9 protein-coding genes are annotated in these 13,129 nt (G+C 35.8%); 6 read left to right on the top strand and 3 right to left on the bottom strand.

Annotated elements, in window-relative coordinates; translation table 11 throughout:
- Nucleotides 1–64: 64 nt before the first annotated feature.
- Nucleotides 65–586, bottom strand: coding sequence for a hypothetical protein (locus ACFQ13_RS13980; RefSeq protein WP_386118388.1), 522 nt, complete (start codon nucleotides 584–586; stop codon nucleotides 65–67).
- Between the two features lie 37 nt (nucleotides 587–623).
- Nucleotides 624–2,138: a glutamate--tRNA ligase gene (gltX, locus tag ACFQ13_RS13975; protein WP_386118386.1), complete on the bottom strand. Its 1,515-nt coding sequence runs from the start codon at nucleotides 2,136–2,138 to the stop codon at nucleotides 624–626.
- A gap of 279 nt (nucleotides 2,139–2,417) precedes the next feature.
- Between gltX and ACFQ13_RS13970 the strand changes: the two genes are divergently transcribed.
- The 6 genes from ACFQ13_RS13970 to ACFQ13_RS13945 all read left to right on the top strand — a co-directional run bounded on the left by ACFQ13_RS13970 (nucleotide 2,418) and on the right by ACFQ13_RS13945 (nucleotide 11,761).
- Nucleotides 2,418–6,005 carry a collagen-like protein gene (locus ACFQ13_RS13970; RefSeq protein ID WP_386118384.1) on the top strand — a complete coding sequence of 1,196 codons (3,588 nt, stop codon included), beginning with the start codon at nucleotides 2,418–2,420 and terminating at the stop codon, nucleotides 6,003–6,005.
- Between the two features lie 61 nt (nucleotides 6,006–6,066).
- Nucleotides 6,067–7,467 (top strand): hypothetical protein, encoded by a 1,401-nt coding sequence (locus ACFQ13_RS13965; protein ID WP_386118382.1) that lies wholly within the window; start codon nucleotides 6,067–6,069, stop codon nucleotides 7,465–7,467.
- Nucleotides 7,468–7,881, top strand: a complete 414-nt coding sequence (ybeY, locus tag ACFQ13_RS13960; RefSeq protein WP_386118380.1) for an rRNA maturation RNase YbeY — start codon at nucleotides 7,468–7,470, stop codon at nucleotides 7,879–7,881. It begins immediately after the preceding gene.
- Between the two features lie 150 nt (nucleotides 7,882–8,031).
- Nucleotides 8,032–9,903 carry a tRNA uridine-5-carboxymethylaminomethyl(34) synthesis enzyme MnmG gene (gene mnmG, locus ACFQ13_RS13955; protein ID WP_386118379.1) on the top strand — a complete coding sequence of 624 codons (1,872 nt, stop codon included), beginning with the start codon at nucleotides 8,032–8,034 and terminating at the stop codon, nucleotides 9,901–9,903.
- Between the two features lie 263 nt (nucleotides 9,904–10,166).
- Nucleotides 10,167–11,027: a class I SAM-dependent methyltransferase gene (locus tag ACFQ13_RS13950; RefSeq protein WP_386118377.1), complete on the top strand. Its 861-nt coding sequence runs from the start codon at nucleotides 10,167–10,169 to the stop codon at nucleotides 11,025–11,027.
- A gap of 212 nt (nucleotides 11,028–11,239) precedes the next feature.
- The gene (locus ACFQ13_RS13945; protein WP_386118375.1) at nucleotides 11,240–11,761 is read left to right on the top strand and encodes an OmpH family outer membrane protein; all 522 of its coding nucleotides are present in this window, start codon (nucleotides 11,240–11,242) and stop codon (nucleotides 11,759–11,761) included.
- A gap of 33 nt (nucleotides 11,762–11,794) precedes the next feature.
- Here ACFQ13_RS13945 and ACFQ13_RS13940 read toward each other — a convergent pair whose 3' ends face one another.
- Complete coding sequence (locus ACFQ13_RS13940) at nucleotides 11,795–12,955, bottom strand: DNA polymerase III subunit (RefSeq protein WP_386118372.1); 1,161 nt, start codon at nucleotides 12,953–12,955, stop codon at nucleotides 11,795–11,797.
- Nucleotides 12,956–13,129: the final 174 nt, after the last annotated feature.

Genomic DNA, 13,129 nt, shown 5'->3' with positions numbered 1-13,129 from the left:
GAACATAAAAAAACCTCATAATTTAGATTATGAGGTTTTTTTTATGGGATAAAAACAAGTCCATTTAAGACTTGATCGCTTCCATGCTCACGCTATCTTCCGGAATTTCGATTGCCGTTTTAAAATTCGGTAAAATTTCCGCCGTCATTGCGTTATTGTTTAATTGCTTGGTTTCAATAAACCACCAATAGTTATCGGCCTCGTTATAAATTCCTAAAAGGTGACTTGTAGAAGAAATACGTTGCCCTGACATAAGCATTTGTTTATAGCTTTCTACCAAACAACGGTATTGGCCTTGTTCTTCTACCACTTCAGAAACACTTACAACATTAGCCTTTTCAAAGACAAAACCTTGGGCTTCCATGCCTTCAAAAGTCGCTTTTAGTACTGATAAAGCCACGTCTTTACCACCCATCATATCTAAGACAGAAGGTAAGGTGTGCTTTAAGACCAGATCGAAATCCATCTCTTTTGCGGCTTTAGACGTTATTTTAGCGTCTCTTAAAGCATCAGCTTTGGTTTGCGCAAAGGCATTTAAACTGAGCCCTAAAAACAGAAGTAAAACGAGTTTATAATTAGATTGCATGGTCGGTAGTTTAGTGAATCTTAAAGGTATCAATAAATTATAACGTACGCACTAAATTTTCGATACGCTTAACCGTTTCTGCTTTTCCTATCATAAACATAATATCAAATACATCCGGACCTTGTAAGGCACCAACTAAGGCAAGTCTTAAGGGCATCATTACTTTTCCAAATCCAATCTCATTGGTGGTAATCCAACCTTTAATTTCAGTTTGAAGGTTTTCTACGGTAAAATCTTCAGTGGCATTAACGAGGGCTATTACCTTATTTAAGATATCAGCAGTTCCTTCTTTAAGGGCTTTTTTCGAAGCTTTTTCATCAAAGGAAGTTGGGGTGGTAAAGAAAAAGTGACTTAGGTTCCAAAAATCGCTAACAAAAGTGGCACGTTCTTTAATTAAGCCTACAACTAAAGCAATATAATTAACGTCCATTTCCGCTAATTCTGGTTGAATCGCTTTAAATTGAGTCGCTAAATCTAAGTCTAACTGTTGTTGCATATAATGGTGGTTAAACCATTTTGTTTTATCCGGATCAAAACGTGCGCCTGCTTTATGAACTTTTTCTAAATCGAAATCAGAAATTAACTGCTCTAAGCTAAATATTTCTTGTTCGGTACCAGGATTCCATCCTAAAAAGGCTAAAAAGTTAACTACAGCTTCAGGGAAATAACCATCTTCTTTATACCCTCTAGAAACGCTACCATCTGCGGCGTTATATTCTAAAGGAAATACAGGGAATCCCATTTTATCACCATCACGTTTGCTTAATTTTCCTTTTCCTGTTGGTTTTAAAATTAAAGGTAAGTGGGCAAATTCTGGAGCCTTCCAACCAAAAGCATTGTATAATAATTGGTGTAACGCTAAAGAAGGTAACCACTCTTCACCACGAATCACGTGGGTAATTTCCATTAAATGATCGTCAACAATATTAGCAAGGTGGTAGGTTGGCATCCCATCACTCTTAAATAAGACCTTATCATCTAAAATATTAGTGTCAATTTTTATGTTACCTCTAATGATATCCTTTAAATGTAAGGTTTCATCTTGTGGCGATTTAAAACGAATCACATAATCGTCACCGGCTTCAATCTTAGCTTTAGTTTCTTCAGGGCTTAAGGTTAAAGAGTTGACTAAACGCCCTTTTTCACGGTTATGCCAGTTGTAGATAAATGTTTTTCCTTCGGCTTCATGACCTTTTCGTTCAGCGTCTAATTGCTCTGCAGTATCAAAGGCGTAATACGCGTTTCCGCTAGCAATTAAATCGTCTGCATATTGTCGGTACAAATGCTTACGTTCGCTTTGTCTATAAGGACCAAATTTTTCATTTTTTCCTGGACCTTCATCAAAAGGCATTCCACACCAATCTAAAGATTTTATAATGTAATCTTCTGCGCCTTCTACGTAACGGTTTTGGTCTGTATCTTCAATTCTAAGAACAAAGTCACCACCATGTTTCTTGGCAAATAAATAGTTAAATAAAGCGGTTCTTACACCACCTATATGTAAAGGTCCTGTTGGACTTGGTGCAAATCGCACACGTACTTTTTGAGACATAACAGAATTTCGTAATGGTTTGTAAATCTGAATTTATTTCAGAATTTCGTGCAAAGATAAAATTATCACTGTGAAGTAGGAAGGGTGAGGGCTATACTTTTTTATTGATAGTGCTAAATTAAAGTTCAAAAATTAGCGGTGTTGAATGCGCTTAATATTAAAAATCGAGGCATTTCATCTAAATATTCCGACAAAATGGGCTATTATTAACAGAATCTTACCAATTTTGAGGCGATTACAGTAAAAATAAAATTGTAGTTTAGTCAGTTAGAATCATATATGAGCAATTTTGAAACCATAAAAATCAAATTAGAGGAATTCATTAAACGGTATTATACCAATGAGTTACTAAAGGGCGCTATTCTGTTTTTTGCCATGGGTTTGCTTTATTTTATGGTAACCTTACTTATTGAATATGTATTATGGTTAAATCCGACAGCACGGACAATTTTATTTTGGTTGTTTGTGGTCGTAGAACTAGCCCTTTTTATAAAATTTATTGCGCTGCCGTTACTCCATTTATTTAACCTGAGAAAAGGGATTAATTTTGAAACGGCCTCGACCTTAATTGGTAATCACTTTCCTGAAGTTAACGATAAGTTAGTTAACGTCCTTCAGCTTAATCAAAGTCCGCAACAATCGGATCTACTACTTGCTAGTATAGAACAAAAGTCTTTAGAACTCCAACCCATTCCGTTTAAAGCGGCTATTAATTTTAAATCGAATGCCAAATATTTAAAATATGCCGCGATTCCGGTGCTTATTTTAATTGTCTCTCTAGTGAGTGGTAAAATAAATTGGTTTAGTGATAGCTATGAGCGTGTGGTTAATTATAAAACAGCTTATGAACCACCGGCTCCGTTTCAATTCTTTATTTTAAATGAATCGCTAGAGGCGGTAGAAAATAAAGATTTTAAGCTACATGTGTCTACAGCAGGAGAGGTGATTCCGGAAAATGCAGAAATTAAATTTAACGGGCAGTCTTATTTTTTACAACCCATAACTCCAGGGCAATTTCAATATACGTTTACCCTTCCTAAGGATGCTTTAGAATTTAGGTTAACAGCTAATGGAGTAACCTCAAAACCTTATCAACTTCAGGTGGTGAACACACCAAATCTTGTCAATTTTGATATGGTTTTAGATTACCCTGCTCATACCCAAAAGCAAGATGAAGTTTTAAAAAGTACAGGATCTGCTGTCATTCCTGAAGGAACCAAAGTCACATGGAAAGCTAAAACCAAAGCGACAACTAAGGTGCAAATTTTTGCTGACGATACCTTAACGTTTACAGCGAAGGCTAAAGACAATTTTGAAGCCACCAAGCAACTTTTTAAGCATTATAATTATAACCTTACGACTAGTAATCAAGATTTAAAGGATTACGAAAACTTAGCTTATAATATAAGTGTGGTTAAGGATCTTCATCCGGAGTTGACTATAAAGGTGCAAAAGGATTCTATAGATCAACAAAGTTTATATTTCTATGGTCAGGCCAGCGACGATTATGGCTTAAGCAAATTGCAAATGGTGTATTATCCTGCTGAAGACAGTTCTAAAAAAGTGGTGGTACCCTTGGCTTTGAGCAGAGCTAATTTTAGTGAATTTGTTAGTGCTTTTCCAAATCAATTCAACTTAGAAGAGGGGGTGAGTTACCAACTCTATTTTGAAGTTTTTGATAATGACGCTATCCATCAGTATAAGCGTACCAAGAGCGCAACGTTTAATTACCGTAAATTAACGAAAGAAGAAACGGAGGAGAAACAGCTTAATGAGCAAAGTGAAACCATCAAAGATATTAGTAAAACGTTTCAAAAACTTGAAGAGCAAGATAAGAGTTTGGATGAATTTTCAAAAACTCAAAAAGAAAAGGAACGTTTAAATTTTAATGACAAAAAGAAATTTGAAGACTTCTTAAAGCGTCAGAAGAATCAGGAGCAGTTGATGAAAAATTTCAACAAAAAGCTTCGAGACAATTTACAAGAATTTCAAAAAGAAGAACAGAAAGAGCATCCTTTTAAAGACGATCTTATTGAACGTTTAAAAGATAATGAAGAACAACTTAAGAAAGATGAAAAGCTTCTTGAAGAACTTGAGAAATTAAAGGACAAAATTAATAAGGAACAATTCACGCAAAAACTTGAAGAGTTAGCCAAGCAAAACAAGAATAAAAAACGAAGTATGCAACAGCTTTTAGAGTTGACGAAACGTTTTTATGTGATGAAGAAGGCGGAAAAGATTTCAAATGAATTGAAAGAATTATCCGACAAGCAAGAGGAACTATCAGAATCTAAAGATAAAAATTCGAAAGCTGCTCAAGAGGAATTGAACAAAGAATTTAATAAACTTCAGGAGGATTTAGAAGACCTTAAAAGTGAAGATAGAAAGTTAAGGAAACCGATGAAGGTGCCTACGGATGAATTTTTAGAGGATGAAATAGAATACGATCAAAAGGCGGCGAAAGAGGCTCTAGAATCTCGGGAAAAGCAGGAAGGTGACCAAGACCCTAAAGCAGCACAAGAAGCGCAAGAAAAGGCCAAAGAAAAGCAGAAGAGTGCTGCTAAGAAGATGCGTAAGATGGCCGAAATGTTAGAGCAGACTATGTCTGGTGGTGGCGGTGGTGGTAGCCAAGATGCGGAAGATATGGATACGCTACGTCAAATTTTAGAGAATTTATTAAATTATTCTTTTGATCAAGAGGCGCTTATGGAGACTTTTGAAGATTTAGATAGTAACAGTAATAAGTATGGAAGTTATATCATAGAACAGAGTAATCTCCGTGCGCATTTTGAGCATATAGACGATAGTTTATTTGCCCTGTCTATGCGTCAACCTAAACTTTCAGAACACGTTAATAAGCAAATTACCGAGGTCTATTTTAATATTGATAAAGCCTTATCGCAATTAACAGAAAATAATATTTACCTTGGTGTAGGCGCCCAACAATATGCGGTTACTGCTACCAATGAATTGGCTAATTTTCTAAGTGATGTTTTAGATCAAATGGAAATGGCCATGCAACCTCAAATGGGGCAAGGTGAAGGTGATGGCGAGTCGCTTCCAGATATTATTATGAGTCAAGAAGAGCTCAATAAAAAAATGGAAGAGGGCGTTAAAAAAGGTAAAGAAGGAAGCCCTGGTGAGGAGGGGAAAGAAAAAGGTGAAGGCGAAAAACCTGGTGAATCTGGAAAAGATGGCGAAGGGGAAAAACCCGGAGAGCAAGGGCAATCGGGTAAGGAAGGACAACAAGGCCAATCCGGTGAAAACGGACAATCAGGACAGCAAGGGAAAAGTGGGCAGTCGGGACAATCTGGAGAAAATGGACAAGATGGCGAAGGGAATTCTAAAGGTCAGCAAGGCAAAAATGGGCAAAAAGGCAAAGGAAAAGGTGATGGTCCTAACGGCGATGGTGAAGGGGAGAAGAATGATGGTTATGGAGAAGGCGGGTCCGAAGAACAAAACGCCGAGTTGTATAAAATATATCAGCAGCAGCAACAACTTAGACAGGCCTTAGAGGACCGTTTAACTAAAGATGGTACCATACAATCGGCCGGACAATTAATACGTCAAATGGAGGCTATAGAATTAGATTTATTGAATACGGGATTCACTAATCAGACCTTACAAAAAATGATGGATGTGCAGCATCAGTTGTTAAAAATGGAGAATGCCACTTTTATGCAAGGACAAGATAAAAAGCGTAAATCGGAAACGAGTACCGAAAGCTTTAATCCAAATCATGTGGACCCGATTAAAACGGCGAAACAATATTTTAATACCACTGAAATTTTAAATCGCCAAGCCTTACCTTTGCAAGAGCATTTAAAAAAGAAAATACAGGAGTACTTTAAGCGTGAAGAGGAATAGTCTATAGTGTTTTTGTGTGCTTATATGTTATTGAATTTTATCAATCAAAACCATAAATTATATGAAAACATTAGTCGTACTCTTCGTTACTCTTTTTGCCTTACATGCACCACCTAATTTAGGGGTTGTAAATTCTATAAGTTTAGCAGATCATTATAAAATAGAAGGGACCTTTTCCGGGAACACTGAAGGTGAAAACAGTTTCCATTTAATTATAGCAAAGAACAACAACACCAAGAATTTTGAAATTATACCTTATCTGTATCAAGAGGAAGAAATCATCAAATTAAAGGCCGTTACTTTTGAGAAGTTACCCTCCGTTTTATCGTTTCATAACAACGACGATATTTTAAGTTTAGTGACCCAATCTAAAGTGGGGCGTGATGAGATGATTAACGTTGTAGATCTTAATTTAAGTTCGGGTGCGTCTTCAATTTCAGAGGCTATTGATACGGATGATTTTAAAACCCTGATCAGAAAAAAGGATAAGAATTTAATGGTCTTTTCCGATAAAGAAGAGGTTAAAATTATTGATGTTAAAGGCGCAGAAACCATGAATACAATTACGGTAAAAGCGGATGCTTCTTCTGCCGATTTTCTAAAAACCTTGTCCAATAGTAACCTTGACGCCATTAATAATGATGAGTTTGTGGCCAATGGTTCTATTAGTACGTTTAGAGCTTATAGTGATGGAGCTTCGGTTTTAATTACTGAAGAAAATACTAAGGAGGCTTTAACAAATGTGGTTCAAATTCCTTTAGATGGAGATTCAGAACAGACGGCAAAGACCTTAATTTTTGGTGGTGAAAAACCAGATTTAAAAATTAAAAAAAGTACCTCTTATGTAAATAATGATAAGTTGTACCAATTGCAATTAGGAAAAGAAGTGGCGGTTTTAGATGTCTTCGGAATCGATTCAGATTTTAAAAGTTCTACTGATCTTATGAATGTAAAACCGTCGGGTAGTGCCGACAATTTTGAGAGCACTAAGGCGTTTACAAAACAAGCGTCAAAGAAGGTTAATGAACCTACAGTGACGATTAACGCGACTAAGGATAATAAGTTAAAAGTGCGTTTCGATTTTGTAAATAAAAACACCTACAATTACCGTTACGATTGGTGGTGGCATCACCATTGGCAGATGCAACAAATGCAATTAATGATGCAACAGAATATGAGACATTCTGTGCCTTCATTTGGTCCTGCTGCAGTTAGTGATTATTATTTTGTTGGTGAGAATAAGAGTTATTTTGAAATTACTATTGATGCTTCCGGTGGAGTAGTGGATGGGGCTTCTAGTGAAACCTTATACCAAGAGATCGATAAGAAAGCACATATTAAGACCTTAGAAGAGAATAAAAAATTAAAGCATACTTCTACAGTATTTACAAAAACAACCTTTAGATATTTAGCGTATAATAAGAAAACGGATGTGTTTACATTCGTTAATAAAGCATTATAAATGATAAGTTTTAATTACGAAACGGCCTTTAGTTTAGAGCAGGCCGATCAAATTTCAGATTGGATTTCAAAGACCATCGCAGAAGAAAATTGTAATGAAGGAGAGATTAATTATATCTTTTGTTCTGATGATTATTTACACCAATTGAATGTCGATTTTTTAGATCATGATACCCTTACGGATGTGATTAGTTTTGACTATTCTTTAGGGAAAGAATTGCATGGCGATATTTATATTTCTGTAGATCGTGTAAAGGATAATGCGGAGGATTTTAAAGTATCCTTTAAGGATGAAATTAACCGTGTCATGGTGCATGGGGTCCTTCATTATTGCGGTTACAAAGACAAGACCGAAGCCGATGAAAAAGTGATGCGAACTAAAGAAGATTGGTACTTAGAAAAACGTGATTTTTAAGTCGGGCTTTAAGCGTATATTTGCAAGTTGTTAGCTGAGTTATCGTCTAATAGAATTGCATATAATACGCGCTTAGTTAAAGTATTGAAATAGGATTCTACGAAAGTAAAATCGAAAATGTTCCACGTGGAACAATTAAATAAATGAATTATGTTTAATGAAGTTTACGATGTTATCGTAGTTGGTGCAGGACATGCGGGGAGTGAAGCTGCCGCGGCAGCTGCAAATATGGGAAGTAAGACCTTATTAATTACCATGAACCTTCAGAATATTGCACAGATGTCTTGTAATCCTGCTATGGGTGGGATTGCTAAAGGACAAATTGTGCGCGAAATTGATGCACTTGGTGGATATAGCGGAATCGTCTCTGACACCTCTGCCATTCAATTTAAAATGCTTAATAAATCTAAGGGGCCAGCAATGTGGAGTCCGAGGGTACAGAGTGATCGTATGCGCTTTGCTGAGGATTGGAGAATGCTCCTTGAAGGGACTGAGAATTTAGATTTCTATCAGGAAATGGTTTCTGGTTTGTTAGTCGAAAATCATAAAGTGGTCGGTGTAAAAACTTCTTTAGGAATTGAAGTCAAAGCCAAATCTGTAGTGCTTACCAACGGTACTTTTTTAAATGGTTTAATCCATATCGGAGATAAAAATTTTGGTGGTGGTAGAGCAGGAGAAAGAGCTGCAACGGGGATAACAGAACAACTCGTAAACTTAGGTTTTGAATCAGGAAGAATGAAGACTGGAACACCTCCGCGTGTCGATGGTCGTTCTTTAGATTTCTCTAAAATGATTGAGCAACCTGGTGATGAACATCCGCATAAATTTTCATATTTAGATACCTCAAAACCGCTAACGGAACAGCGCTCTTGTCATATGTCTTATACGAGTGAATTGGTTCATGATTTACTTCGTGAAGGCTTTGATCGTTCGCCGATGTTTAACGGAAGAATTCAAAGCGTGGGGCCACGTTATTGTCCGTCTATTGAAGATAAAATTAACCGCTTTGCAGATAAGGATCGTCATCAATTATTTGTGGAACCGGAAGGTTGGAATACTTGCGAATATTATATTAATGGGTTCTCAACTTCCCTTCCAGAAGATGTACAATTTAAAGCGCTGCGTTCTGTAGTTGGTTTTGAAAATGTAAAATTCTTTAGACCGGGTTACGCGATAGAATACGATTATTTTCCACCGACACAATTAAAGCATACTTTAGAAACGAAGTTGGTCGATGGCTTGTATTTTGCAGGGCAAATTAACGGAACTACGGGGTATGAAGAAGCAGCTTCTCAAGGTTTAATGGCAGGTATAAACGCTAGTCTAAAAGTGCAGGAAAAAGATGCTTTTACCTTGCAGCGTGATGAGGCTTATATTGGAGTTTTGATTGATGATTTAATTACAAAAGGCACGGAAGAGCCTTATAGAATGTTTACCTCTCGTGCGGAATATAGGACCTTATTACGACAAGATAATGCCGATTTTAGATTAACACCTAAAGGTTTTGATTTAGGTTTAGCTTCTGAAAAACGTTTAAAGCGTATGGAAGAAAAACAGTCTAAGTCTGATGCCTTTGTTCAATTTTTTAGAGATACAAGTGTAACTCCTGAAGAAGCAAATCCGGTTTTAGAATCTAAAAAATCAGCACCGGTGAAGCAGCAAGATAAGATGTTTAAATTGTATGCACGTCCTAATATTACCATTGATGATGTAAGACAATTTAAAGCGGTTGATGATTATATTGTGTCTAATGATTTAGATCAAGAAGTTATTGACCAAACCGAAATTCAAGTGAAGTATGCAGGGTATATTGCTAAGGAAAAGAACAACGCTGATAAGCTTAATCGACTTGAGAATTTAAAAATTCCGGCTGGTTTCGATTATTCAAAATTGAAATCTATGAGTATTGAAGCGCGTCAAAAATTAAGTAAAATTGAACCGGTAACCATATCGCAGGCGTCTCGAATTAGTGGCGTTTCACCAAACGATATTTCGGTATTATTGGTTTACTTAGGACGCTAATTTTATTAAAGTGGTGACCTTAGAATTTTAAAATTTTAATGTTCCACGTGAAACAATTGAAGAAATTGATTCTGATTTTAGAGTTTATTGTAAGGATAAAAAAACGCTAATCAGAATCAATTTTTTAGTAAAAGCATATCGCGAATTTTAAAATGCCGAAGAATTATGGTATTTCAATTTAAGGTTCAGCTTTCAGAATTTAAATTAAAAAATAGACTTTTCGTTCTGTTTAAAATGGAACTTCATAAAAATAAACGACGTTAGTGTTAAGCGAAAATTCAATCTATATTAAAGTAAAAGATCATTCTGTTTCTAAGGAAGAATTCCAATTAATGTACAATGCGGAATTTGATATGTTGGAAACCGTTCCGCAACCCAAAGGAGAACAATTAGCGGCTTATTATAAAAGTGAAGATTATATTTCGCACACCGATACCAAGCGAAATGCGTTAGAATATGTTTACCATATTGTAAGAGGTCTGGCGTTAAAACGAAAATTAAAACTTATCAATTCGTTTAAGACGGAATCTAAAACACTTTTAGATATTGGTTGTGGAACAGGCGATTTTTTAGAGACGGCTCTTAAAGGCGGGTGGGAGGTTACCGGTATTGAACCGGATGAGAAAGCGCGACAGATTGCGAATACAAAAACGAACGGTGTGGTTTTTAATAGCGAAACCTTAGCGCAATTAAAACCGAATAGTTTTGATGTGATTACGCTTTGGCATGTTTTGGAACATTTACCAAATCTTGAGCAGCATATACAATTGTTAGAATCACTTTTAAAACCAACAGGTACTTTAGTGATTGCGGTTCCTAATTATAAAAGTTACGATGCGGCTTATTATAAAAACTTTTGGGCCGCTTATGATGTGCCAAGACATTTGTGGCACTTTTCTAAAACGTCTATTTCTAAATTATTTCAAAATCATCAGATGGCTGTGGTAAAAACGCTCCCGATGAAATTTGATGCCTACTATGTGTCTTTACTTTCCGAGAAGTATAAGACTGGTGTTATGAATCCGTTCAAGGCCTTTTGGATAGGTTGGCGCTCTAATCTTAAGGCGCGCCGTACAAATTCCTATTCATCCCTTATTTACGTCTTAAATAAGTCGAATTCTTAATTTAAAAGGCGCTGTGTTTTTATTTTTAGGATAAATGTACTGTGGTAATAAAAATTTTTAAAACGCGCTTAAAACGCTTTATTTGGACTTGTTTTTAATAGATTTTGTTAATTATTGATAATTATAAGCATAGGAAACGTCAATAGTTAAATAATTCGTTAAATGCCTGCTTAACTTTTATACATTTGCAGAAATTAATTTTAATATAAATTATGAAGAAAATAATCTTAAGCTTAGGTGCATTAGTTGTTTTAGCATCTTGCGCTCAAACAGAAAAAACGGGTTTTATAAATAATTCAGAATTGATTAATGACTATCAAGGAAAAATCGATATTGAAGAAAAGTATCAGGCTAGAGATGTCGCTTCACAAAAGAAGAGTGATAGTTTAGCACAAGCTTACCAAAAGGAAGTGGTGGAGTTGCAACAGAAGTTAGGAACGATGTCAGAACAGCAACAGCAAGCCGCAGCACAACCGTTTCAGCAAAAATGGCAAATGGTAGAGCAGCAAATGAAAGCTGAGCAGCAGAAATTCCAAACGGAGTTTCAAACGGAAATAGATTCTTCTATTGTAGAAGTGGTAGACTTTGTAAAAGCCTATGCAGAAACCAATGGATACACTTATATTTTTGGAACTAGTGATGCGTCTAGAAGTGTAATGTATGGTAAAGAGGCTAACGATTTAACGGACGAAGTTCTTGAGGCCCTTAACGCTGAATATAAAGCGAAAAAATAAACCTAAGTTTTATTAGGAACTAAAAAAGTCAAGCTATGAAGCTTGACTTTTTTTATGCAATAACCGCGTTAGTTTTATAGAGAGATCGGTGAGAATAATTTTAGAATTTCCATTTCGTTCTATATGGTAAATGGCATCTTGTAATTCTTCTGCAATCTCCATGATATTATTATCATGTACAAAAGGAGCGAATTTTTCTAGTTTAAAATTTTCTGATTTCGGTTCTAAGTATACCAAGTCGTTCGCATGGTAATTCATCAGTAAAGCTTGGCGGAAATAATTAAGACAGAAGTTTAGAAATTTCTTTTGGGTTTCACGTCCGGTTTTCGCAATCTCTTCAGACCACGAAATTAAATCGTGAATAGCGGCTTTATTTCCGCGTGCTTTAAATGCAGAACGCACCCATAGCACAAACCATTTTTCAAACTGAATATCTTCACTGTCATTATAAATAAGGTCGCAGGCTTTGTTGTAATTTCCATTAGACTGATGCGCTATTTTAACCGCTACAGCTTCTTCAATATGGTAGTTTTTTATTAAACCTTCTACAATGGCTTCTTCGGCCAAAGGCGGAAAGTGCAACACCTGACAACGCGATTTTATCGTATTAATAATTTGCTCTTCATCTTCAGTTATTAGAAGAAATATGGTTTTCTCTGGTGGCTCTTCAATAAGTTTTAAAAGTTTATTGGCGCTAGGGATATTCATTTTTTCAGCCATCCAAATAATCATCACTTTATAACCGCCTTCAAAAGATTTTAGCGTTAGTGATTTTACAATATCCATGGCTTCTTCAACACCAATAATACCTTGTTTATTATCGACACCTAATAGTTTGTACCAATCAAAAAGATTTCCATACGGTTGCTGGTTTAATAGTTGACGCCATTCTTCTAAATAAAATTTAGAAACGGGTTTACTTTTTACTTTATCGCTTGTGGTTACCGGGAAAGCAAAATGCAAATCGGGGTGCGAAAAATTTTTAAACTTAATATTGCAGGCCTCTAAACCTCCTGTATTTTCACCATCGGTATTTTGGCAAAGTATATATTGCGCATAGGCTAAAGCCATAGGGAGGGTGCCGGTTCCTTCAGCCCCAACAAAGAGTTGGGCGTGGGCAATTCTGCCGGCATCGACACTCGTAGTAAGGTGTTTTTTTATATGGTTTTGACCTAAAACTTCAGAAAATAACATGAAATGAATTCTATTATAGGTTAACCTCACTTAAGAGGATTGATTTTACGGGATTATTAGCCGCTTTTCCGTTGTAAATTTAATTTAAAGGTTAAATTCTACAACGATTCGATATTAAGCAAAACTATATAAAATATTTATGTTTCTAATCTTTATATTTGTGTTATAAAATAT

The organism is Winogradskyella rapida (genome assembly GCF_042675845.1).
Lineage (GTDB): Bacteria > Bacteroidota > Bacteroidia > Flavobacteriales > Flavobacteriaceae > Winogradskyella > Winogradskyella rapida.
Note: the sequence above shows the minus strand (reverse complement) of the source record. Positions and strands in the feature narration are given on the sequence as shown.